The sequence below is a fragment of the Stenotrophomonas oahuensis genome (assembly GCF_031834595.1).
Lineage (GTDB): Bacteria > Pseudomonadota > Gammaproteobacteria > Xanthomonadales > Xanthomonadaceae > Stenotrophomonas > Stenotrophomonas oahuensis.
Genome location: NZ_CP115541.1, coordinates 2,424,566 through 2,449,767, shown reverse-complemented (window position 1 = coordinate 2,449,767; position 25,202 = coordinate 2,424,566). Strand labels below are relative to the sequence as shown.

19 protein-coding genes and 1 riboswitch are annotated in these 25,202 nt (G+C 67.0%); of the genes, 9 read left to right on the top strand and 10 right to left on the bottom strand.

Annotated features, from left to right (window positions below):
* Positions 1-4: 4 nt before the first annotated feature.
* Positions 5-871: a hypothetical protein gene (locus tag PDM29_RS10710; protein ID WP_311190165.1), complete on the top strand. Its 867-nt coding sequence runs from the start codon at positions 5-7 to the stop codon at positions 869-871.
* Here PDM29_RS10710 and rsmI read toward each other — a convergent pair.
* Complete coding sequence (gene rsmI, locus PDM29_RS10705) at positions 859-1,680, bottom strand: 16S rRNA (cytidine(1402)-2'-O)-methyltransferase (protein ID WP_311190164.1); 822 nt, start codon at positions 1,678-1,680, stop codon at positions 859-861. The genes PDM29_RS10710 and rsmI overlap by 13 nt on opposite strands.
* 76 nt (positions 1,681-1,756) lie before the next feature.
* Here rsmI and PDM29_RS10700 point away from each other — a divergent pair, with 76 nt between their 5' ends.
* The 5 genes from PDM29_RS10700 (at position 1,757) to PDM29_RS10680 (ending at position 10,479) form a co-directional block, all read left to right on the top strand.
* Positions 1,757-3,472, top strand: a complete 1,716-nt coding sequence (locus PDM29_RS10700) for a penicillin-binding protein activator (RefSeq protein WP_311190163.1) — start codon at positions 1,757-1,759, stop codon at positions 3,470-3,472.
* A 7-nt stretch (positions 3,473-3,479) separates the two neighbouring features.
* The gene (locus PDM29_RS10695; RefSeq protein ID WP_311190162.1) at positions 3,480-3,857 is read left to right on the top strand and encodes a YraN family protein; all 378 of its coding nucleotides are present in this window, start codon (positions 3,480-3,482) and stop codon (positions 3,855-3,857) included.
* On the top strand, positions 3,857-5,242 hold the full coding sequence (locus tag PDM29_RS10690; protein WP_311190161.1) for an FAD-binding oxidoreductase: 1,386 nt from the start codon (positions 3,857-3,859) through the stop codon (positions 5,240-5,242). Before PDM29_RS10695 ends, PDM29_RS10690 begins: the two co-directional genes overlap by 1 nt.
* Before the next feature lie 92 nt (positions 5,243-5,334).
* Complete coding sequence (locus PDM29_RS10685; RefSeq protein WP_311190160.1) at positions 5,335-7,785, top strand: autotransporter family protein; 2,451 nt, start codon at positions 5,335-5,337, stop codon at positions 7,783-7,785.
* A gap of 183 nt (positions 7,786-7,968) precedes the next feature.
* Entirely contained in the window at positions 7,969-10,479 is a 2,511-nt protein-coding gene (locus PDM29_RS10680) for an autotransporter family protein (protein ID WP_311190159.1), read from the top strand.
* Positions 10,480-10,517: 38 nt separating this feature from the next.
* Here the strand turns inward: PDM29_RS10680 and thiL are convergent, their stop codons facing one another.
* From thiL to PDM29_RS10655, 5 genes are all read right to left on the bottom strand, one after another.
* Positions 10,518-11,477, bottom strand: a complete 960-nt coding sequence (gene thiL, locus PDM29_RS10675; protein WP_311193762.1) for a thiamine-phosphate kinase — start codon at positions 11,475-11,477, stop codon at positions 10,518-10,520.
* A gap of 13 nt (positions 11,478-11,490) precedes the next feature.
* Positions 11,491-11,970 (bottom strand): transcription antitermination factor NusB, encoded by a 480-nt coding sequence (gene nusB / locus PDM29_RS10670; protein ID WP_311190158.1) that lies wholly within the window; start codon positions 11,968-11,970, stop codon positions 11,491-11,493.
* Positions 11,967-12,434, bottom strand: coding sequence for a 6,7-dimethyl-8-ribityllumazine synthase (ribH, locus tag PDM29_RS10665; RefSeq protein WP_125359942.1), 468 nt, complete (start codon positions 12,432-12,434; stop codon positions 11,967-11,969). The genes nusB and ribH overlap by 4 nt, the downstream gene beginning before the upstream one ends.
* A gap of 101 nt (positions 12,435-12,535) precedes the next feature.
* Positions 12,536-13,633 (bottom strand): 3,4-dihydroxy-2-butanone-4-phosphate synthase, encoded by a 1,098-nt coding sequence (gene ribB / locus PDM29_RS10660; RefSeq protein WP_311190157.1) that lies wholly within the window; start codon positions 13,631-13,633, stop codon positions 12,536-12,538.
* Positions 13,630-14,259 carry a riboflavin synthase gene (locus PDM29_RS10655; RefSeq protein WP_311190156.1) on the bottom strand — a complete coding sequence of 210 codons (630 nt, stop codon included), beginning with the start codon at positions 14,257-14,259 and terminating at the stop codon, positions 13,630-13,632. The genes ribB and PDM29_RS10655 overlap by 4 nt, the downstream gene beginning before the upstream one ends.
* A 79-nt stretch (positions 14,260-14,338) precedes the next feature.
* A riboswitch (FMN riboswitch) is annotated at positions 14,339-14,483 on the bottom strand.
* Positions 14,484-14,640: 157 nt separating this feature from the next.
* Between PDM29_RS10655 and PDM29_RS10650 the strand changes: the two genes are divergently transcribed.
* Entirely contained in the window at positions 14,641-15,270 is a 630-nt protein-coding gene (locus tag PDM29_RS10650; RefSeq protein ID WP_311190155.1) for an outer membrane beta-barrel protein, read from the top strand.
* Between the two features lie 287 nt (positions 15,271-15,557).
* On the opposite strand, the gene ribD is transcribed toward PDM29_RS10650, so the two are convergent.
* From ribD to glyA, 3 genes are all read right to left on the bottom strand, one after another.
* A complete protein-coding gene (gene ribD / locus PDM29_RS10645; RefSeq protein ID WP_311190154.1) occupies positions 15,558-16,640 on the bottom strand; it encodes a bifunctional diaminohydroxyphosphoribosylaminopyrimidine deaminase/5-amino-6-(5-phosphoribosylamino)uracil reductase RibD in 1,083 nt (360 codons plus the stop codon).
* 35 nt (positions 16,641-16,675) lie between these two features.
* Positions 16,676-17,200 carry a transcriptional regulator NrdR gene (nrdR, locus tag PDM29_RS10640; protein ID WP_311190153.1) on the bottom strand — a complete coding sequence of 175 codons (525 nt, stop codon included), beginning with the start codon at positions 17,198-17,200 and terminating at the stop codon, positions 16,676-16,678.
* A gap of 141 nt (positions 17,201-17,341) precedes the next feature.
* Positions 17,342-18,595: a serine hydroxymethyltransferase gene (glyA, locus tag PDM29_RS10635; RefSeq protein WP_125359936.1), complete on the bottom strand. Its 1,254-nt coding sequence runs from the start codon at positions 18,593-18,595 to the stop codon at positions 17,342-17,344.
* A gap of 235 nt (positions 18,596-18,830) precedes the next feature.
* On the opposite strand from glyA, the gene PDM29_RS10630 reads away from it, so the two are divergent.
* Positions 18,831-22,184 (top strand): autotransporter domain-containing protein, encoded by a 3,354-nt coding sequence (locus PDM29_RS10630; protein ID WP_311190152.1) that lies wholly within the window; start codon positions 18,831-18,833, stop codon positions 22,182-22,184.
* Between the two features lie 507 nt (positions 22,185-22,691).
* On the opposite strand, the gene PDM29_RS10625 is transcribed toward PDM29_RS10630, so the two are convergent.
* On the bottom strand, positions 22,692-23,174 hold the full coding sequence (locus PDM29_RS10625; protein ID WP_311190151.1) for an RcnB family protein: 483 nt from the start codon (positions 23,172-23,174) through the stop codon (positions 22,692-22,694).
* A gap of 238 nt (positions 23,175-23,412) precedes the next feature.
* On the opposite strand from PDM29_RS10625, the gene ettA reads away from it, so the two are divergent.
* Positions 23,413-25,077 carry an energy-dependent translational throttle protein EttA gene (gene ettA, locus PDM29_RS10620; protein WP_125359933.1) on the top strand — a complete coding sequence of 555 codons (1,665 nt, stop codon included), beginning with the start codon at positions 23,413-23,415 and terminating at the stop codon, positions 25,075-25,077.
* Positions 25,078-25,202: the final 125 nt, after the last annotated feature.

Sequence of the window (25,202 nt, the reverse complement as noted above, 5' to 3'; positions counted from 1 at the left end):
CCGCATGTACGCCATCACTCACGCCGCCCCTGCCGTGCCGCGCGCGCCCTCCCCGGTACTGCAGCCAGAGCGCGCCGGGACACGCCCTGTTCCGGTGGACCTGTTCAATGCACCCTCACCACGTGAAGCCGATGACGGTTCTCGCGGGCTCATGGAGGCCATTGAAGAAGGCGATGCCGCATTGCGCCGGCACATGGCGTTTCCGCTTGGCACCGTGCTGCCCTGCCCCGGCTCGGAACTGCCCGCCACGCCGGTACAGGAGCTCGTGCACGCCCTGGACTGCAATGTGCCCGAACGCACCGGCAACGCGCGCGCACTGATTACCGTACTGGAACCGCTGCGCGAGCAACTGGGCAGGCGCGTCGCCGAGGACCTGCAGACGTGGCTGAAGGAGACGACCACACCCTTCACCCTCAACCCCGAACTGCTGAAATATCAGGTGCTGTATGCGGGGCTAGCGCACGTGCTGCGCCGGCTGCCGCTCAGTGAGATGCCCCATGCGCAGCGCCTGCGTATCGGCGAAGTGCTGCATGAAGCGGGCGGGAACCCCGCTGCCCTGCAGGGCTGGCTGGGCTTGAACGAGGACGACCTGCAAGGCGACTACAGCACTGCATTGCTCAACCTGATGCTGCCGCGCGAGGAGCAGGGTTCACTGGGATTCGAACGCCCGTGCAGCGTCGCCATGCGCGAGCAACGGGCACATGTCTGGCAGTGGGTTGCCATGGTGAACCGACGCTTCGGCCATCGTGACAATCAGCTCGCGGCACTCGATCCGTCGGTACCGCGCCGCAACCGCCGCGTGCGACAGCTCCAGAATCTGGCCAACGCTCCGGAAGCCCAGCGCGAGGGGATCAAGGTTCAGCTGCCGTAGAGCGCCTTGCGCGGGGCACCGGTCAGCTCAGCGGCCAGCTTGGCCGCGGTGGACGGCGGCAGGTGCTCGCTGAGCTTGGCGTACACGCGCCGCCCGTGCTGCAGCTGGGCTTCGGCGTCATCCGCCGCGCCCTGCACCATCACCACGAACTCGCCCTTGCGCTGGTTCTCGTCCGCTTCGACCTGGGCGCGCAGGCTGGCGAGGTCGCCATCCAGCACGGTCTCGAACAGCTTGGTCAGCTCGCGGGCCAGCACCGCCGGGCGCTGCGGGCCGAACGCGTCGGCCATGTCGGCCAGCGATTCCGCAATGCGGTGTGAGGATTCGTAGAACACCAGGGTCCGGGTTTCCCCCGCCAGCGCCTGCAGCCGTTCCCGGCGACCCGAGGCCTTGGCCGGCAGGAAGCCTTCAAAGGTGAAGCGGTCGCTGGGCAGGCCGGCCACGCTCAGAGCGGCAATCGCCGCGCAGGCTCCGGGAACCGGGCTGACCCGGACGCCGGCTTCGCGCGCGGCGCGGACCAGCCGGTAACCCGGGTCGCTGACCAGCGGGGTGCCGGCGTCGCTGACCAGGGCCAGCGATTCGCCGGCCAGCAGGCGGCCGACGATGCGCTGGGCCAGCGCGTCCTCGTTGTGGTCGTGCAGCGCCACCAGCGGTTGCTGGATGCCGAAATGGGCCAGCAGCTGGCCGCTGCGGCGGGTGTCCTCGGCGCAGATCGCGGCCACCGAGCGCAGCACCTCCTGCGCCCGCGGCGTCAGGTCGGCGAGGTTTCCGATCGGGGTGGCAACGACATACAGCGTAGGGACAGCACTCATCGCAACGGCACTCACAGGTCAAGGGTAGAATCGTACAGGTACCCGCCTACGGCTGCCCCATCGAATGGACCTGATCATGAACACGCCCGCCGCCCGGATCTCTGCCCTGTCGCTTGCTTTGCTGCTGATGGCCGGCTGCGCCACCACCAGCGTGACCAGCGCCCCGGAATCGCCGGCGCAGAGCCAGGCCCTGGCCTTGATCGAACAGGGCAAGCCGCGCGATGCCGCGGTGCAGCTGGAGGCCCTGGCCAACACCCTGCGCGGCAACGCCCGCAGCGCGGCGCTGGCCGACGCCGCTTTCGCCTGGCATGAGGCTGGCGACAACGCCCGCGCCCGCAGCCTGCTGGCCCAGGTCACCCCGCGTGGCCTGAGCGGTGCCAGCCTGCAGCGCTACCACCTGACCACCGCCGAGCTGGCCCTGCTCGACAACCAGCCGGTGCAGGCACTGGCCGCCCTGAAGGAGTCGTCGGACACCGTGGCCCCGACGCTGCGCACGCGCTGGCAGCTGGCCCGCGCCAATGCCCTGCAGGCCAGCGGCGACGTGATCGGTGCGGCGACCGAACGCGCCCGCGCGCATGCATCCCTCAGCGGCGCAGCGCGCGCTGAAAACCAGCAGGCCATTGCCGGCCTGCTCGGCCAGCTGGACGACGCCACCCTGCGCGCCCGCGCTGCGGCGCTGCCGGCCAACGAGCCGCTGTACAACTTTGCCGGGCGTGCGCTGATTGCCCGTGGCCTGCCGCTGCCGCGCCCGTTCGACCGCGACGGCGTGGCCCAGTTCGACACCAGCAAGCGCCCGCCCGCACTCAGCGACGGCTACCGCCCGCCGGTGAAGATGGCGGTGCTGCTGCCACTCAGCGGCCGCCTCGCCACGGCCGCGCAGCCGGTCCGTGACGGCCTGCTCAGCGGCTACTACGGTGAAACCCGCCGCCGCCCCGACATCCAGTTCATCGACACCGCCGGCACCCCGGCCGGCGCGATCGCCGCCTATGACAAAGCCATCGTGGCCGGTGTCGACTTCGTGGTCGGGCCACTGGGCCGCGACGAAGTGGACGCGGTGTTCGGGCGCACCGAACTGCCGGTGCCGGTGCTGGCGCTGAACCGCGGCAAGAGCAGCCCGCCGGCCGGCAGCGCCGGCTTCTCGCTGGCCCCGGAAGACGACGGCATCATCGCCGCCGAGTACCTGCGCGGCCGCGAACGCAGCAAGGTGCTGGTGCTGCACAGCAATGACGACAACGGCCGGCGTACCGCTGCCGCCTTCCGCGAACGCTTCAGCCAACGCGGCGGGCAGGTCGTGGCGACCATCGGCATCAACGAAACCGTCGGGGACATCGGCGCGCAGATCCGTGCCGCCGGCGCGGTCGACGGCGTGCTGCTGGCAGTGAAGGCCCCGCAGGCCCGTCAGCTGGCTCCGCAGCTGGCCCTGGCGGGTGCCGGCGGTGCCAGCCGCGTCGGTACCTCGCAGCTGACCCTGGGTACCGGCAAGCCGGAAGAAGACATGGCGCTGGACGGCATCGTCTATCCGAACGAAGCCTGGAACGTGCGTGGCGTGCCCGGGCTGCCCTCGGCCAGCACCGCCGGTCAGATCCTGCCCACCGCGCGTGGCGCGGCCGGCCGTCTGTTCGCGTTCGGCTTCGACGCCTGGAAGATCAGCGCGTATCTGGACAATGTCGCCAACGAAGGCGGTCTGGCCGGTGCCACCGGCACGCTGTTCCTGGACAGCAACGGCAACGTGCTGCGCGTGCCGGCATGGTCCACCTTCAGCGGTGGTCGCCCGATGCCGGTCGCCAACTGAGCCGCGCGTGACCAGCGCACGGGCGCAGCGCGGCGCGGCGGTGGAAGCGGCCGCGCTGGTGCACCTGCGTGAGGCGGGGCTGACGCTGCTGGCGCGCAACGTGCGCTTCAAAGGCGGCGAGCTGGATCTGGTGATGCGCGACGGCGACACCACGGTGTTCGTGGAAGTGCGCTATCGCGCCGATGCGCGGTTTGGTGGCGGCGCGGCTTCGGTGGATCTGCGCAAGCGACGCAAAGTGGTGCTGGCGGCACAGTTGTATCTGCAGCGGCATCCGGCGCTGGCGAAACAACCGTGCCGGTTTGATGTGGTCGATGCAAGTGGGATGCCGGTGCAGCTGACCTGGCTGCGCGGAGCGTTCCGATTGGAAGATTGTGGATTTGCCTGATGAACGCTTCTTTGCCTGCTGCTTTTTCTGTTGAACTGGGTGCGCTGCTGGGCGCGGACGGCTGGCGTACCGATGCGGCGGCGCTGGAAGCGAACGCGCAGGACAACTCGTGGCGGCATGCCTTGCCGGCGGGCGTGGCGCTGCCCACCGACCGCGAACAGGTGGTGGCCATCGTGCGCGCCTGCCGTGCGCATGGTGTACCGATCGTGGCACGCGGTGCCGGCACCGGCACGACCGGCGCTGCCGTGCCGGTGAACGGCAGCATCGTGCTGTCGCTGGCACGCATGAACCGCATTCTGGACATCCAGCCGGGCAACCGCTGCGCGGTGGTCGAGCCGGGCGTGCTGAACGGCGACCTGCAGCATGCACTGGCCCCGCACGGCCTGTTCTGGGCCCCGGATCCGTCCAGTGCCGACATCTGCAGCATCGGCGGCAACCTGGCCTGCAATGCCGGCGGCCCGCGCGCAGTGAAGTACGGCACCAGCCGCGACAACGTGCTCGGTCTGGTCGCGGTGACCGGGGCCGGCGAGCTGATTCAATGCGGCGGGGCCTACACCAAGGACGCCACCGGCTACGACCTCACCCATCTGCTGGTAGGCAGCGAAGGCACGCTGGCGGTGATCGTGGAAGCCACCCTGAAGCTCACGCCGCGGCCAGTGACCCAGGCCGGCCTGCGCGTGTTGTACCGCGATGCCGATGCCGCCGCGGCCGCGGTTTCGCGACTGATGGCGCAACCGGTGGTGCCCGCCCGGCTGGAATTCATGGATGCGCGCAGCCTGGAACTGCTGCGCCGTAACGGGGCCGAGGTGCCCGAGGCCGGTGCGATGCTGCTGGTCGAGGCCGATGGCGACCACGACACCCTGCCCTATCTGCTGCAGGCGCTGGCCGATGCCGCCGAGGGCGACGGCATGCTGGCGCTGGACGTGGCGATGGAAGGCAGTGCACGTGAAGCGCTGTGGGCGGCACGCAAGGCGCTGTCACCGGCGCTGAAGAGCATCGCCCCCGGCAAGGTCAACGAGGACGTGGTGGTGCCGGTGTCGCGCATTCCCGACCTGGTGGCCGGCGTGCAGGCATTGGCGCGCGAGTACCACCTGGTCATCGTCACCTTCGGCCACGCCGGCAACGGCAACCTGCACGTCAACATCCTGTATCACCCGGATGACGCCGACGAAAACGCACGCGCGCATGCCGCGCTGCCGAAGATCTTCGAACTCACCCTGGCGCTGGGTGGCACCTTGTCCGGCGAGCACGGCATCGGCCTGGCCAAGCGCGACTTCATGGCGCAGGCGTTCACTCCGGCTACGTTGGCCACGATGCGGGCGATCAAGCAGGCGCTGGACCCGGACGGCATCCTGAACCCGGGCAAGGTGCTGCCGCCGGGCTGAGCGCCTCGGAATCGTTGCAATTTGTTGCATGGTGCCCGGCGTGTCAGTCGGGGATGGTGGCGGCCGTTTCCGACGTCCGCAAAGAACCCACCATGCTTATCTCTTCCGGTGCCCCACACCGCCCTGCCCTGCGGCCGCTGGCCTGCGGAGTTCTGTTCGCCCTCGTCGCAGCGCCCCTCGGCGCGTTACACGCACGCGAACTGGACAACCAACACGTCAGTATCGATGAGGGACACGCCGTTGAAGCTTGGCGGCTGATCAATGGCGCGAGCCTGCAGGTCCGCGGTGCCACCACGCATACGATCAGCGTCAACGACACCAGCGCGCTGATGCTGTCCGGTGCCACGGTCATCCGCAATGACGGCCCCCCGACAACGCAGGCGTATGCATTACAGGTGCTGGGAAACGGCACCGCCATCGCGACCAACAGCCGATTTGTGGATGGCGGCGTCTGGGTGGCGGGGCGCTCGAGCGCCACCCTGACCGACAGCCACATCGAGGTGCGCGGCAGCGCCCCGGGGTTTGACACCAACGCCCGCCCTGCTTGGGGCCTGAGTATCAATGACGGCGGCACAGGCGCAATTGCAAACCCGAGCGTAGTGCTGGACAACTCGCGGATCACAGTGGCCGACCGCGCCGACCAGAACCATTACAGCTCCGGTGTCGGTGCCTATATCACGGCCGGTACGCTGACCTTGCGCAATGACTCCGTGATGGATGCTGCCAATGTGGGTGTTGTCGTGGTCGGGGCGGGGCGGGATCACCCCATCAACCTGGAGCTGGATGGTTCACACATCCAGGCGGGACGCGCTTCCGGGATCGAGTTCGCCGGATCGGGGAACGCCAACGCGATCTTCAACGTGATCGCCGCCAATGGTTCCACCATCAAGGCCGCCGACGGCAACCTGCTGCTTGTCCGCCACTACAAAGACAGTGTCGCCTATGGCGACAACCAGGTGAACTTCACCGTGTCGAACAGTTCGCTGCAAGGCAACGTGGTCTTCGACGACAGCCAGATGAACGGTCGTGTCAACGTTGTTCTTGAAAAAGGGACACGATTGAGGGGTGTGTTCGACAACGTCACTTCAGCGCGCATTGGCTCCAACAGCATCTGGACGCTCACGGGCGACAGCACGGTGGGCGACCTGACACTGGATGGCTCCGCAGTGGTGAGGTTGTCGGACCGCGTTGACGCCGCACAGTTGACCACGCTGACGCTGGAGAATTTCCACGGAGCAGGCGGCACCTTCATGTTCAGGACCGTGCTGGACGATGACAGCTCAGCCACGGACAAGTTGCACATCACCGGCGATGCTGAAGGTCACGCCGGCGTGGTTGTACTCAATGCCGGCGGACAGGGCGCACAAACAGCGAACGGCATCGAGCTGATCACCATCGATGGTGCGTCCAACGCGCAGTTCGACCTGCTGGGCCGCGCCGTCGGCGGGCAATACGAGTACTTCCTGATCAAGGGCGATGACGGCAACTGGTATCTGCGGTCGCAGCTGGACGAGCAGCCCGACGTCCCGCATGAGTGCCTGCAGAATCCGGAACTTCCGCACTGCGAGATCACCCTGCCGGTGGAACCGATCGATCCGGAATATCCCGATACCGGGGAACCGCCGGTGCCGCAGCCGGTGCTGCGCCCGGAAACCGGGGCGTACCTGGCCAACCAAGCCGCCATGCACCAGCTGCTGCAGCACAGCGCGCAGCGCCGTATGGCGAACGATGCAACGGATGACGGCCTGCGCACCTGGGCGTCGACCGAAGTCGCCGAAAGCCGCCAGCAGCTGACCGGTCAACAGCGCTTTGAATCCACCCGCCAGCGCCTGCAGCTGGGTGCCGACATCGGCGTGTTCGACGGCGGCCAGGGCCGCGTTGGCGCGATGCTCAGCGCCGGCAAGGCCGACGCGACCGTTCGTTCGACGGTGACCGGCTACCGCGCCGAAGCCACCGTGGAAGGCGGTGCCGTGGGTGCCTATGCACACTGGTCCAATGACGCACAGTATCTGGACGCCTCGGTGCAGCACGGCCGCTTCCGCAACACCGTGCACGGCGAAGGCCTGGATGCCGAGCGCTATGACAGCCGCGCCTGGCAGAGTGCAGTGGAAGCAGGCTACCGCTTCGACCTGGGCGGCATCGGTGGCATGGCGTTGAACCTGCAGCCGCAGTTGCAGCTGATCTACACCGACGCCCGTACCGACGCACATGTGGAATCCAACGGCACCGTGGTCCGTAGCAGCGGCGCAAGTGGTCTGTCCACCCGCGTGGGCTTGCGCCTGGAAGGTGAGACTGTGATCGGCAGCAGCCGCTTCGCTCCGTACGTCGCCATCAACGGCTACCGCGACACCCGCCACGCCGGCATGGTCTTCGACGGCGAGACGGTCCTGGGCGGCGTGCCGCGCCAGCGCGCCGAACTCAACCTGGGCGGCCAGCTGCAGCTGAGCAATGGCCTCTCGGCGTGGAGCGAGGTCGGTGCCAGCCACGGCGAGACTCGCCACCGCGACACCGTCGCACGCATCGGTGCGGCGTACCGCTGGTGATCATGCGATGCGGTTTTGAAACTAGTTGCATAGGGATGGGGTAGGAAAAATCTGAAACTGCGCGCCCTCGCAGCGTCAGCTCGTCTTTCGCCTGTCTGCCCGGTCCCGGCCCTGCGCCGGGACCGGCGAGCGTGTGTGCGCGCCAGTGCGCTGCGGGATTCCTCTCCCCCAAGGAACACTGCAATGACCCACTACGACGGTACCCACCGCCGCACTCCGGCCCTGCGCCCACTTGCCTGCGGCGTGTTATTGGCCCTGTCTTCGCTGCCCATGAGCAGCGCACTGGCCGCCGACCTGGTTGACGAAACCCGCACCATCACCGATGCCGACCAGGTTGAAGCCTGGACCCTGCGAGAAAACGCAGAGTTGATCGTCAACGGCGGCAGCACCAAGACCATCATGGCCATGGACAGCCGTGTCGAACTGAACAACGCCCTGGTGACCCGCGACGAGGCGGTTGGCCTCGCGCACGCGCTAGAACTGCGCAATTCGCAGGGCCAGATCAACGGCACCCGACTGGTGGGCGGTGGCCTGCTGGTGACCGGCGGCGGCCATGGCACGCTGACCAACAGCTCGATCGTGTTGGATGCCACCAGCCCCGGCATGGGCGACAACCGCGTCAGCGCTTTCGGTATCAGCATCCAGGCTCCGGGTGCTACCGGCAACCCGAGCGTGCTGCTGGACAACTCCACCGTCAGTGTCGCCGACCGCGCCGATCTGGCCCATTACGCTTCCGGCATTGGTGCCTACCTGCGTGCGGGTGGCATCGAGATGAAGAATAATTCCGGAATCAGTGCCGCCAACGTCGGCATCATCGTGCACAGCCAGCAGGAGCTGGCGCACGACTTCCGTGTGCACCTGGACGGCTCGCACATCAACTCAGGCCGCGGTGCCGCCATCGAAGTGGCCGCGCAGGGCGACGGCGACAACACCGTCGACATCCAGGTCAACAACGGCTCCACCCTCACCGGCGGCGACGGCAACCTGCTGCTGGTGCGCGCTTTCAACGGCCTGCAGGCCACCAGCACCAGCCAGGTGAACTTCTCCGTCTCCAACAGCACGCTGGAAGGCAACATCACCTTCGACGACAGCAAGATGAACGGTCGCGTGGATGTGTCGCTGCAGGCCAACGCGCACCTGAAGGGCATCTTCAACAACGTGACCGCTGCCAGCATCGGCACCGGCAGCAGCTGGACGCTGACCGGTGACAGCACGCTTGGCGACCTGACGCTCGGCGCGGCGGGTTCCGTGGTGCTGGGTGATGGAACCGGCGGTCAGTTCAACACACTGACCTTGGACACCTTCACCGGCAACGGCGGTGACATCGTGTTCAACACCGTGCTGAACGGCGATGAATCCGCCACCGACAAGCTGATCATCACCGGCGATGCCAATGGCCAGGCCGACGTGATCGTCCGAAATGCCGGCGGCCAGGGCGCGCAGACCGTCAACGGCATCGAACTGATCAACATCGGCGGTGCGTCCAACGCCGAGTTCGACCTGCTCGGCCGCGCCGTCGGCGGTCAGTACGAGTACTTCCTGCACAAGGGCGAGGACGGCAACTGGTACCTGCGCTCGCAGCTGGAGGAGCAGCCGGAAACCCCGCACGAGTGCCTGCAGGATCCGACCCTGCCGCAGTGCGAGATCACCCTGCCGGTGGAACCCATTGATCCGGACGGTCCGGATATTGAGGACCCGGATATTGAGGACCCGGATATTGAGGACCCCGATATCGAGGATCCCGACATCGAAGATCCCGATACGGGCAACCCCGATGTTCCGCAGCCGGTGCTGCGTCCGGAAACCGGGGCTTACCTGGCCAACCAGTACGCGATGGGCCGATTGCTGCAGCACCGCGCCCGCGAACGGATGATCGCCGCAGACGCGGTGGAAGGTGCGCGAACCTGGGCCACCACCGGGCACAGCGAGCAACGCATGCAGGCGACCGGGCAGCAGACGCTGCGCACACAGCAGCAGCGGTTGCAGGTGGGAGCCGATATCCCCGGCTTCGATCACGGCCAGGGCCGGGTGGGCGCGATGCTGGCCGCCGGCCGCGCCGACAGCACCGCGCGTTCCACCGTCACCGGCTACGCTGCACAGAGTCGAGTTGAAGGCGGGGCATTGGGTGTGTATGCGCACTGGGCCGGCGAGGCGCTGTATCTGGATGCGTCGGTGCAGCACGGTCGCTTCAGCAACCGTGTGCAGGGCGAAGGCATTGCCGCGGAGCAGTATGACGCGCAGCTGTGGCAAGGCACGCTGGAGGCCGGCTACCGTTTCCGTGCCGGTCAAATCGGCACCTCTACATGGCACCTGCAACCGCAGGTGCAGGTCACCCACACCCGGGCAGCGATGGACGCGCATGTGGAAGACAACGGCACCGTGGTCGAGCAGATCGCTGACAGCGGTCTCTCCACGCGACTGGGGCTGCGCCTGGAAGGCGACGTGGCCGCTGCCCGCGCGCATCTGAAGCCGTATGTGGAGTTCAATGCGCATCATCGCGATGAAGCCGGCGGACTTCGCTTCGACGGTGAAGCACTGGATGCAGTCGGTCCGCGGACGTGGACGACACTGGCCGTGGGTGGGCAGGCGCAGTTTGGCGGAGGCCTGGCGGCGTGGGGCGAGTTTGACCTGGGCCGCGGTGGCGAGGGCTATCGCGAACTGGGGGCCAGCGTGGGCGTCAGTTACCGCTGGTGAGTTCAGGGTGACGCCGGCCAGCGGCCGGCGCTACCGGCTTACAGGAAGTGCTCGTAGCCGGTGGTGCCGCTCTCGCTGCCATCGGCCACAACGCCCTGCCCCCGCACAACCTCACCGATACGGGTGAGGTGCAGCACAAGCCGCTCACCCAACCCTGCAATCGCTGCGCGCTTTGCAGGCGGTGCGGTGAAACACAGCTCGTAATCATCGCCCCCGCGCAGAGCGGCATCGCGTGCGTGGGTGTCCCCCACCCGCGCGCGTGCTGCAGCCGACAGCGGCAGACAGGCAGGGTCGATCCGGGCACCGACACCGCTGCGCGCACAGATGTGCCCCAGGTCGGCGAGCAGGCCATCAGACACATCCACGGCGGCATGGGCCAGCCCCACCAGCGCGCGGCCGAGTGCCACGCGTGGGGTCGGGCGCGCCAACCGTAGACGCAGGTGCTCCACCTGCGCATCTTCGGCCGGACCACGCACGTCCAGCGTGCCGCCCTGCCAGGCGCGCAGTGCAATGGCCGCATCGCCCAGCGTGCCACTGACCCAGATGTCATCACCGATCTGCGCGGCGTCGCGACGCAGGGCCGTGCCTGGAGTGACCTGCCCCATCGCGGTCACCGACAGCGACAGCGGCCCGCGCGTGGTGTCACCGCCGATCAGCACGATGCCGTGGGCATCGGCCAGTGCGAAGAAGCCATCCGCAAAGCCATCGACCCAGTCTTCCTGCGCGTCCGGCAATGAAAGCGCCAGCGTGCACCACGCCGGTTGCGCGCCCATCGCGGCCAGATCGGAAAGATTGACCGCCAGGGTTTTCCAGCCGATATCCGCCGCCGGTGTTTCCGGCGGGAAGTGCACGCCACTGTTGAGCGTATCGGCGGTCACCACCAGCTGCAGTCCGGCCTGCGGCTGCAGCAGTGCGGCGTCATCGCCAATGCCGAGTGCAATGTCCGCGCGTGCGGCGGTGCGCGCGCGGATACGGTCGATCAGCGAGAACTCGGCCAGCGCCATGAGGCGGTCAGCCGCCGTTTTCGACCTTGCGCCATTCCACGGCGGCACGGTCCAGCACGCCGTTGACGTAGGTGTGGCCGTGTTCGGAGCCGAAACGCTTCACCGATTCGATGGCTTCGTTGATCACCACGCGGTACGGCACGTCCATGCGGTAGCGCAGTTCATACGCGGCCACGCGCAGCGCGGCGCGCTCGATCGCGTCCACTTCTTCGATGCCACGGTCCAGGTACGGAGTCAGTGCCTCGTCGAGGTCCTTGCGGTTGTCGAGCACGCCGTGGATCAAGGCCTCGAAATAGGCCAGATCTGCGATTTCACGGGCCTGCTCGTGGGCGAACTGGGCGATCTGGGTTTGTGCGGTGCCGCCGGAGATCTGCCAGGCGTAGATGGCCTGCAGGGCACGACGGCGCGCGCGCGAGCGCAGCACCGGGTCGATGCCATCGCGGCGGACCGGCTTGCCGGACGGCTTGCCCGGGGATTTATTGTTCACGGCAACTGCTCCAGAAGATTGACCATTTCCAACGCCGCCAGTGCGGCTTCTTCGCCCTTGTTGCCATGGCTGCCGCCGGCGCGGGCTTCGGCATCTTCCGCACGTTCCACTGCCAGCACGCCGTTCAGCACCGGCACGCCGAAGTCCAGCTGCACGCGCATCAGGCCTTCGGCGCAGCGGTCGGCCACGTGTTCGTAATGGCGGGTGTCGCCCCGGATCACGCAGCCCAGGGTGATGATGGCGGCATGTTCGTGCGCGGCAGCGAGGCGGGCCGCCACCAGCGGCAGCTCCCACGCACCCGGCACGCGGATCACGTCGATGTCGGCTTCAGCAATGCCGTTGCCGGCCAGGCTCTGCCGCGCACCGGCCACCAGTACGTCGGTGATGCGGGCGTTCCAGCGGCTGGCGAGGATGGCGAAGCGGGCCGTTTCCGGCGTGCGGAGGTCGCCTTCGTAGTGGCTCATGGTTAAAAGGGGTCCGATAGATGGGGGGTATTCTAGCGTAGAGCCGGGCCATGCCCGGCTGGCGGTTGGCCGAACAACCGGGCAAGCCCGGCTCTACGGGATTACGGGGTGACCGTCTCGACGACTTCCAGGCCGTAGCCGGACAGGCCGATCTGGCGGCGGGGGGTGCCCAGCACGCGCAGCTTGCCCAGGCCGAGGTCGGAGAGGATCTGGGCACCTGCGCCGTTGCGCCGCCACTGGCTCACGTCCTTGTCCTTGCCCGGAGCCACCGGCTGCGGCTGCTGGCGCAGGCGGGCCAGCAGGGCCTGGCCGTCGCGCGGGGCCGACAGCACCACCATCACCCCGCGCTCGGCCGCCGCAATGGCGCGCAGGGCGTCGGTGGCGGCCACGCCGAAGTCGTCCCGCCGCCAGTGCAGCAGGTCGGCCAGCGGGTTCTCCACCTGTACCCGGACCAGGGTCGGCTCGGCATCCACGGTGCCGCGCACCATCGCAAAGTGCACGTCGTGGGCGATGCGGTCGCGGTAGGTGACCAGGGTGAACGGCCCGAATTCGGTCTCGATCTCGCGTTCGTCGACGCGCTCGACGGTCTTCTCGGTGGCCAGGCGGTAGGCGATCAGGTCGGCAATGGAGCCGATCTTCAGCCCGTGCTCGCGGGCGAACACCTCCAGTTCCGGGCGGCGCGCCATGCTGCCGTCGGGGTTGAGGATCTCCACCAGCACGCCGGCCGGTTCCAGCCCGGCCAGCATGGCCAGGTCGACGCCGGCTTCGGTATGCCCGGCGCGGGTCAGCACCCCGCCCGGCTGGGCGATGAGCGGGAAGATGTGGCCCGGCTGGTGCAGGTCGCTGGGCTTGGCATCCGGCTTCACCGCGGTGCGGATGGTGTGGGCGCGGTCGTAGGCCGAAATGCCGGTGGTGACGCCCTCGGCGGCTTCAATGCTGACCGTGAAATTGGTCTGGAACTGCGCGGTATTGGCCTGCACCATCGGGGCCAGGCCGAGGTCGGCGGCACGCTCGCGGGTCAGCGGCAGGCAGACCAGACCGCGCCCGTGGGTGACCATGAAGTTGATGTCCGACGGCTTGACCAGCTCGGCGGCCATGATCAGGTCGCCTTCGTTCTCGCGGTCCTCGTCATCGACGATGACCACCATGCGGCCCTGGCGGATGTCTTCCAGAATCTCGGGAATGGGGGCGAAATTCATGCGTGTGCCTCCGGCGGTAGCTGCCGACCGTTGGTCGGCAGGCCGACAAGTCGCTCCACATAACGGGCGATCAGGTCGATTTCCAGGTTGACCGCGCTGCCCACGCGGCGGGTGGCAAAGGCGGTATGGGCGACGGTATGAGGAATCAGCGCGACCTCGAAGCCGGCATCATCCACGTCGTTGACGGTCAGGCTGACCCCGTCGACACAGATCGAGCCTTTCTTCGCGATGTAGCGCAGCAGATCCGCCGGCGCAGCAAAGCGCCAGCGCTGTGCGCGGGCATCGTCATGGATGGACACCACTTCGCCCAGGCCATCGACATGGCCGCTGACCAGATGACCACCCAGGCGGTCGGTGGGGCGCATGGCCCGCTCCAGATTGATGATCGCGCCGTCGGCCAACTGGCCCAGCGTGGTCAACCCCAGGGTCTCGGTCGAGGCATCGGCCTGGAAGGACACCGCGTCAAAGGCGATCACGGTCAGGCACACGCCATTGATGGCGATGCTTTCGCCCAGCTGGACGTGGTCGAACGGCAGGCTGCCGACGTGGAAGGTAAAGCGGACATCGCCGCCAAGAGATTCGCGTGCGGCCACATGGCCGACGCCTTCGATGATTCCGGTAAACAAAGGAACGTTCTCCGCGAAAAGTGAGCGAAAAACGCCGCAAGGCAAACAGGCGGGCACAGAGCCATCGCAGGCCCTGGAGCACCGTCTTCTTTCATCCGGACTATACCGTCGGCTCCGGCATTGGACCGGATCTGCTGACCTTCCGGCAACACCGGAAGCGCTCGCGGGCTCGTGCTTGCGCACCTACCGCCGGTGGGGAATCGCACCCCGCCCTGAAGACGTTTGATTATGTCGGCGAGCCGACCCGGGCATTGTAACAGCCCAGGCTGAGCGCTCGCTTTCTGTAAAGTATTTGTTAAACTCCGCGCCGCGGTGATGATCACCGCCCTGCCGTCCCATGAGGGGCCGGCTGAAATGGACCTCATTCCCCAAGGAACCGCCATGCGCAAGATTCTCGTTCTGGCCGCCGCTCTGCTGGCTGCCGCTCCGCTCGCCGCTTCGGCCGATGCGCTCAGCTACACCTACGTTGAAGGCGGCTGGACCCAGCTGCAGGTCAGCCAGCCGGGCAGCAACCCGAAGCTGGACGGCGGCTACATCCGCGGCTCGTTCGCGATTGCCGAGCAGGTATATGTGTTCGGTGGCTACAGCACGGTGTCGAAGAAGTACCACTACGAAGACATCTACGGCCCGTACAGCATCGAAAATACCATCGAGCAGCCGGAGCTGGGCATCGGCTACCACATGCCGATCAGCGAGCGTCTGGACTTCACTGCCGACCTCGCCTGGATGCGCATCAACAACGAACTCAAGTACAAGGACGACCAGTTCTCCGAGCGTGAAGAGTTCCACACCAACGCCGGCCGTGCCGCCTTCGGCGTGCGTGGCAAGCCCTCCAAGCGCACCGAAGCCTGGCTGAAGGCCGGCTACATCGACGGCAGCGACATGGACGGCGAGTGGATCGGCACCCTGGGTGGCCAGGTCAACTTCACCAAGAACTGGGGCCTGGTCGGCGAAGCGCAGTACTTCGACGACATCACCCAGTACTCGGTGGGCGTGCGCGCAAGTTTCTGATCGGGCGGCGGGGTTACCCCTGCGCTGTGATCGAACGGGCCCCGCAAGGGGCCCGTTTTTTGTGGGCAACGTCGCGTAGAGACGCGCCATGCGCGTCTGCTCTTCGTTCCGGCACCACGGGCATCTGAAACGCGCTTCGTTCACCACCACACCCGGAAGGTGGATGGACATCGGTATTGCCGTTGGCATCGGATGCTTGTGCCGCGCTGCGCGCGGTTGACACGCATGGCGTGTCACTACGAATTGTTACGTGCGCAGGACGATGGCGTTGGTTACCCCAGTGGCGTTTACGCGGGCCGTAGAAGCAGGCGCAGATCGTCGCCGACCTGTCGTTGTTCGACCACGCGCAGACGTCGCTGCTGATCCATCGCGGCAATGCCCAGCCCATCCAGCAGCGGGCGGCCTTGTTCGCCCAACAGCGTGGGGGCCTGATACAGCAGCAGTTCGTCCACCAGGCCCGCGCGCACCAGTGCGCCGGAAAGCGTGGCCCCTGCCTCCGTGTGCACCTCATTGATCTCGCGTTCGGCCAGCAGCGCCATCACCGCCGGCAGATCGAAGCGCCCGTCCTGCAGCGGCAGCGCCTGGAACTGCGCGTCAGTATCGGCGGGCGCGCGCTCACCCTCGCCATGCAGATACAGGGTGGCCGCATCGCCCTCGCGCACGCGACGCTGCGACAGCGTGCGCAACTGCGCATCCAGCACCACCCGCAGCGGCGGCAGCGCCTCCACGCCCGACAAGCGCACGGTCAGCTGCGGATCGTCAGCCAGCACGGTGCCGGCACCGGTCAGGATCGCCCCGGCACGGGCGCGCCAGTGCTGTACGTCTTCACGCGCGGCGGGGCCGGTGATCCACTTGGACGACCCGTCGGCCATCGCCGTGCGGCCGTCCAGGCTGGCCGCCAGTTTGACCCGCAGCCAAGGCCGGCCGCGCTCGATCCGCGACAGGAAGCCGTGATTCAGCTCACGCGCCTGCGTCGCCATCAGCCCTTCGGCGACCTCGATGCCGGCGTCGCGCAGCAGGGTGAAGCCGCCGCCGTCGACCTTGGGGAACGGATCGCGCATCGCGGCCACGACCCGCCCTACCCTGGCTTCAATCAGCGCCAGCGCGCACGGCGGCGTGCGGCCGTAGTGCGCGCAGGGTTCCAGGGTGACGTAGGCAGTCGCTCCGCGTGCCGCCTCGCCGGCCGCGCGCAAGGCATGGATTTCCGCATGCGGGCCGCCGGCGCGCTGGTGCCAGCCCTCGCCCACCACCTGTTCGCCGTGGGCGATGACACAGCCCACCATCGGGTTGGGTCGCGTGGTGTAGGCCGCACGCTCAGCCAGGCGCAGCGCGCGGGCCATGTGCAGGTGATCGGTTGCGGAGAACGTCATGGCGACGATGGTAATGCAGCGGGGCAAGCCCCGCTCTACGCGCCCTTCTTTTTCTTGGTCAGGGCGATCACATCGCCCAGCAGCTGCAACTGCTCGGTGCTGGCCGGCAGATCGCGTTCGAGCTTCTCGATTTCCTCGCGGAAATCGGCCACGTCCTCGAAACTGCGATACACCGAGGCAAAGCGCACATAGGCCACGTGATCGAGCTTGCGCAGCTCGTTCATCACGAACTCGCCGACCTTGATCGACGGAATTTCGCGCTCACCGCACATGCGCAGCTGGTGCATCACCGCGCGCACGGCCAGCTCGATCTTTTCTTCCGGCACCGCGCGCTTCTGCAGCGCGCGGTCAAAGCCGACCCGCAGCTTGCGGGCGTCGAAGGCCTCACGGCTGCCGTCGCTCTTGACGATGGCCGGCAGCTTCAACTCGATGGTTTCCAGCGTGCTGAAGCGCTCGTTGCAGGCCTCGCACTCACGCCGACGGCGGATCGTCGCGCCGTCTTCAGAGACGCGCGAGTCAATCACCCGGGTATCGGCATGCTGGCAGAACGGACAGTGCATGAAGCGCCTTGCATCGAAAAATCGTCATGCTGCGGTCACCGCAGCGTCGCAAAGGTACCTGAGAAGCCCGGTTCACAGCAAATCACGGCCGGTTTCCGCCACGCCGCGAAGGCCGCCGGGTGAACCCGGCGGCCCTTGGCATTACCCGTAGACCGGGTACTTGCGGCACTGCGCGCTGACCGCGTCACGCACGCGGGCGATGACGGCTTCATCGGCCGGCGCGTCCAGCACGTCGGCGATCAGGTTGGCCAGTTCCACGCAGTCCTGCTCGGTGTAGCCACGGGTGGTCACTGCCGGGGTACCCAGGCGCAGGCCCGAGGTCACGAACGGCGAGCGCGGGTCGTTCGGCACCGAGTTCTTGTTGACGGTGATGTGGGCCTTGCCCAGCGCCGCTTCCGCGTCCTTGCCTGACACATCCTTGCCGATCATGTCGACCAGCATCAGGTGGTTCTGGGTGCCACCGGAGACGATCTTGTAGCCACGCGCAATCAGCGTGGTGGCCATCGCCTGGGCGTTCTTCACGACCTGCGCCTGGTAGGTCTTGAAGCCCGGTTCCAGCGCTTCCTTGAAGGCCACCGCCTTGGCGGCGATGACGTGCATCAGCGGACCGCCCTGGATGCCCGGGAACACCACCGACTGCAGCTTCTTCTCGATCTCCTCACCCGCACCCTTGGCCACGATGATGCCGCCGCGCGGGCCGCGCAGGGTCTTGTGGGTGGTCGAGGTGACCACGTGGGCGTGCGGCAGCGGGCTCGGGTAGACGCCGGCGGCAATCAGGCCGGCGACGTGGGCCATGTCCACGAACAGGTAGGCCCCGACCTTGTCAGCGATGGCGCGGAAGCGCGCCCAGTCGATGACCTGCGAATAGGCCGAGAAGCCGGCCACGACCATCTTCGGCTTGTGCTCCAGGGCCAGACGCTCGACTTCGTCATAGTCAATCAGGCCCTGCTCGTTCACCCCGTACTGCACGGCGTTGAAGATCTTGCCCGAGGCGTTGACCTTGGCCCCGTGGGTCAGGTGGCCGCCGTGGGCCAGGCTCATGCCGAGGATGGTGTCGCCCGGCTGCAGCAAGGCGAAGTACACCGCCTGGTTGGCCTGCGAGCCGCTGTGCGGCTGCACGTTGGCGTAATCGGCATCGAAGAGCTGCTTGAGGCGGTCGATGGCCAGCTGTTCGGCCACGTCCACGTACTCGCAGCCACCGTAGTAGCGCTTGCCCGGGTAGCCTTCGGCGTACTTGTTGGTCAGCTGGCTGCCCTGGGCTTCCATCACCGCCGGGCTGGTGTAATTCTCGCTGGCGATCAGCTCCACATGGTCTTCCTGGCGCTGGACTTCAGCAGCCATGGCCTTGGCCAGTTCGGGATCGTAGGTTTCGATGCGGACGTCACGCGGGAACATCGCTTACTCCAGGCAGGGTGAGGGGAACGGCAGCCTTCCATTGTAAGGCCGGCGGGCCGGGCTGGCCCGTGCCGGAGGGCGTGCTCACCCGCCTGTGCAAATCCGGCCAAATAGCTGAATTGGGACACCGTTCCTTGAATTGTTCAGATTAATCGATCTCGAACCCTAAAGTCGTTCAGCCAGCGGCCGTTATCGCCAACTCAGGGAATCGTTTCGTTCAAACAGGGGTTGGCTTGTGAATCATGTGTATCGCGTGGTCTTCAATCACGCGCTGAAGTGCGTGCAGGTTGTTTCCGAATTCACCCGTGGCGGCCATGCCACCACCACAGGCCACCGTCGCACACCGCGCCTGGCCCCGCTGTTCACCGGCATTGCGCTGGCCTGCATGGCACCAGCGGCGCTGGCCATCAATACGATCTGGGTGGGGCCCCCGGGCAGCGAGTGGAACGTCGGCAGCAGCTGGAGCGCTGGCGTACCGACCGACCGCGGTATCGACACCCCCAACGACACCGCTTACGTCAACAGCGGCGGCGTGCGGATCACCGGCATCCTCGTACCCGATGCCGACGAAGTGCACATCGGCAACAGCGGTGCCGGGCGACTGGATATCTTCGCGGGCGGCAGGTTGGACACCAATACGCTTTACATGGGTACCCAGGTAGGCTCGCTGGGCGTAGCGACGATCAATGGCGTTGGCTCGCAGTGGAACGCCCGCTACAGCATCGGCGTGGGCCACTTCGGCACCGGCGAGCTGTCCATCCTCGGCGGTGGGAGCATGACCATCGACCGCGAGAGCTACATCGCGTCAATGAACGGCAGCACCGGCATCGTGCGGGTCCAGGGTGCCGGCAGCACGTGGAACACCGGCGACACCCTGTTCGCCGGCCAGGCCGGCACCGGCACCCTGGAAGTCACGGGTGGTGGCCAGCTCAACGGTCGCGACGCCCTTGTTGGCAACCTCGGCGGCAGCGTGGGCCGGATCACGGTGAGCGGCACCGGCAGCGCCGCCAATCACACCGGCGCACTGACGGTGGGCAACGGGGGCCGAGGCACCTATGAAATCCTTGACGGTGCCAGCGCAACGCTTGGCCACGCAACGATGGGGCAGTTCGTTGGCGGCCGCGGGGACATCCTCGTCTCCGGCGCGAGCTCGAACTGGGTCAGCAGCTCGCTGAGCGTAGGCGTATCCGGTCAGGGCAGCTTCACCGTAACCGATGGTGCCACGGCCGAGATCGGCGGCGGCATCATCCTGGCCAGCAACGCCGGTGCCAGCGGCACGATCACGGTGGGTCCAAACGCGCTGATGATCGTGGGCACCCAGTCCACCAATCCGGTGGTGTCCGCTGGCGCGGGCACCGCCCGCTTTGAAATGGCAGGGGGCACCCTGCGCACGGGCAGCGAGATGAACCTGGACTCGGCAGTGCTGCTCAGCGCCGACTCGACCTTCGACGTGGACGGCAGCCTGACGGCGAGCCGCGCGTTCTCGGGCACAGGCACCCTGCTGAAGACCGGCACGGGTGAACTGACGCTGCGTGGCGACAGCACCGGCTGGTCGGGCGCATTGCAGGTGGACACGGGCACCTTGAACCTGGCCCACAGCGCGGCATTGGGCGGCGGCTGGCTGGGCATGGCCGATGGCACCACGCTGGGCCTTTCTGATGGCATGAACTTCAACAACTCGGTGCAGATGCTGGGTGAGGTCGCCGTAGTGGTGGCCAATGGCGAAAGCGCCACCCTGGCCGGCAACGTCAGCGGCGGCAGCAGCACCACGCTGGTCAAGCGCGATGCGGGCACCCTGACCCTGGGCGGCGGCACCGTAGGCACGACCCGCGTGGAAGGCGGCACCCTGCGCGTGACCGGCAACGCGCTCAACGGCGGCAATATCGAGATCGGCAGTGGTGCCTCCTTCGAGACCGACACCACCCGCGTGCTGAACTACGCCGGCCAGATCAGCGGCAGCGGCTTCCTGCGCCAGGGCCGCCATTCGCTGACCCTGAGCGGCGACAGCAGCGCCTTCACAGGTACCACGGTGATCAATGGTGGCCAGCTCAACGTGACCGGCTCGCTCGGTGGCGATGTGCAGGTCACCCGTGGCGGCTGGCTGACCGGCAACGGTAGTCTCGGCAACGTGTTCGTCAGCGGCTTCAGCACGCTGTCGCCGGGCAACAACATTGGCGCGGCGATCAGCCGCATGGATATCGCCGGCGTGCTGAACTTCGACGACACCTCGACCTTCCAGGTGGACCTGGCGGCCAACGGAGCCAGTGACTTCGTGTCGGTCGGCGGCAGTACCCTGCTGGGCCAGGCCAACACCGTGGCCGTGGCCACCGACGGCGACTGGGCACCGTCCACCCGCTACCGCATCCTGACCGCTGCGGGCGGTGTGAACGGCACCTTCTCGGGCGTAACCAGCAACCTGGCCTTCCTCGACCCGACCCTGGAGTACGACGCCAACAACGTGTACCTGACCATGGCGCGCAACGACGTGTCGATGCCGGACATCGAACTGGCGTTCCCGGACGTGGTGGTCAACACCAACCAGAAGGCCGTGGCCGGTGCGGTGGAAGCACTGGGCGAAGGCAATGCGGTCTACGACGCCGTGGTGCGCCTGGAAGTGCCGCAGGTGGCGCCGGCGTTCGACAGCCTGAGCGGTGAAGTGCACGCGGCCCATCGCGGCACGTTGCTGCAGAACCGCTTCCTGCACGATGGCATTGATCGTCACCTGGACGGCCGCGCGATCAGCGGCGAAGTCTCGCCGGGCCTGCGCGTGTGGCTGGCCGGCAGCGGTGGCCAGCAGCGCACCGACGCCACCGCCAACAACACCGCCACCCGCGTGTCGCAGGACGGCCTGATGGCCGGTGCCGGCTGGCAGGTCGGTGAGGCGCTGGAACTGGGCGTGGCTGCGGGTCAGCAGCGTCTGGAAACGCGCCTGCGCAGTGGCAACGGCCAGGCCGAAACCGACAGCACGGAGTACGGCGTGTACGCGGCGTACCAGTGGCAGGGCCTGCGTCTGCGTGGTGGTGTGACCCGGGCGGACTACCGCACCGACAGCACCCGTACCGCACAAGTGGGCAGCACGCTGAGCGAAACGCTGGTGGCACGTGAGGACGCGACAGGCACCACGGCGTTCGTGCGTGCAGGCTGGACCTTTGGTGGCGCGCGCCTGCAGCTGACGCCGGAAATCGAGCTGGCGCAGGTGAACCTGGACAGCGATGGCAGCCAGGAGCGTGGCGGCGACAGCGCGCTGGTGATCGGTTCCGCAGACAGCGACTACCGCACCGGCGTGGCAGCGCTGAAGGCCGACTGGGACATCAGCGGCGGCCAGCGTGACCGTGCGGTGCTGACCGCGCGCGTCGGTTGGCAGTACGCCGACGGCGACCGCCTGCCGTTGGCCGATGCCCGCTTCGCGTCAGGCACCCGCGATTTCAGCATCGCTGGCACGCCGCTGGCACGCAGCACCGCACTGGCGCAGCTGGGCGTGGCGATCAGCCCGTCCGCGAACAGCCGGGTCTCGTTGCAGGTGCAGGGCCGTCGCGGCGGCGACCAGCGTGAGCTGGGCGCGCAGCTGGACTGGTCGGTCGGGTTCTAAAGCTCGAACTGCGATTGCGATTGCAGGGACTACGTAGGGGTGCGGGGCTTGGCCCGGCACCCCTTCTGCATTCTGGCGAACAGCCGGTGGGCATCGGTTCCCGTGTTTGGCGGGTCGGGATGGGCGTTCCGGGGGACGCTGCAAGTACGTCCATGTAAGCTCGATCGCCGCATCCATGCGGCTCACGCCCCCTCCAGCCCACCCCAACCCGCCATCGACAATGCGTCGGCGGCCATGGGAAATGCCGGATCAACAGCGATGTTGATTTGGGGTCATGCGTTACCGGATGTTGATCATTTCACGGCCATCGTCTGTCGATCGACGCTACCGTCCGTGTTGCGCGATGCATGAGGGGGAGGCCGTCAGGTAGCCCCCGGAGGGACACTCCACGGCATGGATGCCGTGGAGTAGCCTACATGGACGTACTTGCGGCGTGTCCCGGAGCGGGGCTGCCTGACGGCCTCCCCAGCACGGATGAATTGAGACGCCGCCGTTCGCGTAAAGCCATTACCGCCCGTTGATCACGAAGTCCGCGATGATGCCGGTGGCGATGGCGACCAGCAGCAGGTTGCCGCGGTCGTCGCGGATCCAGTGGTGGCCGTACGGCGGACGACGCACCGAGTAGCGGCTGTAGTCGTTCACCACGTACACCGGGCCACCGTAGTAGTCGCGGTAGCGGTGACCGCGCTGCCAGCCGTAGCCGTACACCGGGCGCGGAGCCGGGCGGTAGACCACGCGCGGCGGCGGGGCCGGACGGTAGTAGCCGTGATTGTGGTAACGGCGGTCGTGGCGGGCCTCGCGACGGTCATCGCGCCACTCACGGCGATCATCCCGCCACTCGCGGCGGTCGTCGCGGTGTTCGCGGCGGTCATCACGCCATTCGCGACGGTCGTGGCCGCGGCCACGGTGATCGTCGGCAAACGCCGGGGCGACGGTTCCCACTGCCAGCAGCGCGGCAACGGTACCGACCACAATTCGATTCATGCGCATGGCGTTTCTCGCTGGGTGGGAAGTGACGGTTTCCATCATGCGGACGGCGACTGAACGGTTTCCGGCTGGAAACGGTTTCCATTCAACGGGGTTTGACGGCCCATTCAGGCAGCGGCAAGCCCCATGGGCCGGGCTGTCCGGCGGTTGTCACCGCTTCCGGCTATAATTGGCGACATCCCAATTCCCACTGCGACTGTTCCTGACGGAACGGGCGCAGGATTGCGCCCTCGGAGAGCCCATGTCCTCGCAATACATCTACACCATGAACCGCGTCAGCAAGGTGGTCCCGCCCAAGCGGCAGATCATCAAGGACATCTCGCTGTCGTTCTTCCCGGGGGCCAAGATCGGCCTGCTGGGCCTGAACGGCGCGGGCAAGTCGACCGTGCTGAAGATCATGGCCGGCGTGGACACCGATTTCGAGGGCGAAGCCCGTCCCCAGGCCGGCATCAAGGTCGGCTACCTGGCCCAGGAACCGGAGCTGGACCCGACCAAGACCGTGCGTGAAGCCGTCGAGGAAGGCGTGGGCGAAGTGCTGCAGGCCCAGGCCGCGCTGGACGCGGTGTACCTGGCCTACGCCGAAGAAGGCGCTGATTTCGACGCGCTGGCCAAGGAACAGGAGCGTCTGGAGGCCATTCTGGCCGCTGGCGACGCGCACACCCTGGAAAACCAGCTGGACGTGGCCGCCGATGCGCTGCGTCTGCCGCCGTGGGACGCCGTGATCGGCAAGCTGTCCGGTGGTGAAAAGCGCCGCGTGGCGCTGTGCCGCCTGCTGCTGCAGAAGCCGGACATGCTGCTGCTCGACGAACCGACCAACCACCTCGACGCCGAGTCGGTGGAATGGCTGGAACAGTTCCTGGCGCGCTACACCGGCACCGTGGTGGCGGTGACCCATGATCGCTACTTCCTGGACAACGCCGCCGAGTGGATCCTGGAACTGGACCGCGGCCGCGGCATTCCGTGGAAGGGCAACTACACCGAATGGCTGATGCAGAAGGACGAGCGCCTGAAGCAGGAAGACAACCAGGAAAAGGCTCGCCAGAAGGCGATCCAGAAGGAACTGGAATGGTCGCGCCAGAATGCCAAGGGCGGCCGTACCAAGGGCAAGGCCCGTCTGGCCCGCCTGGAAGAACTGCAGTCGGTGGACTACCAGAAGCGCAACGAAACCAATGAAATCTTCATCCCGCCGGGCGAGCGCCTGGGCAATTCGGTGATGGAATTCAAGAACGTGTCGAAGAAGTTCGGCGACCGCCTGCTGTTCGACGACCTGAGCTTCCTGGTGCCGGCCGGCGCGATCGTGGGCATCATCGGCCCGAACGGTGCCGGTAAGTCGACCCTGTTCAAGATGATCACCGGCCAGGAAAAGCCGGATTCGGGCGAAATCGTGGTGGGTCCGACGGTGAAGCTGTCGTACGTCGACCAGAGCCGCGACGCGCTGGAAGGCAACCACAACGTGTTCCAGGAAATCGCAGGTGGCCTGGACATCCTGAACATCAACGGCATCGAGATCCAGTCGCGCGCCTACATCGGCCGCTTCAACTTCAAGGGCCAGGACCAGCAGAAGATGGTCGGCTCGCTGTCCGGTGGTGAGCGTGGCCGCCTGCACATGGCCAAGACCCTGCTGCAGGGTGGCAACGTGCTGCTGCTCGACGAACCGTCCAACGACCTGGACATCGAAACCCTGCGTGCGCTGGAAGATGCGCTGCTGGAGTTCCCCGGCAACACCTTCGTCATTTCGCATGACCGCTGGTTCCTGGATCGCATCGCGACCCACATCCTGGCGTTCGAAGGCGACTCGCACGTGGAGTTCTTCCAGGGCAACTACCGCGAGTACGAAGAAGACAAGCGCCGCCGCATGGGCGACGACGCCGCCCCGAAGCGCCTGCGCTTCAAGGCACTGAAGTAAGTAGAACGAAACGGCCGCCCTCGCGCGGCCGTTTCACATTTGGCGTAGAGCAGCGTTTCAGTTGTTACGTGCTGGGGAGGCCGACAGGCAGCCCCGCTCCGGGACACGCCGTAAATACATCCATG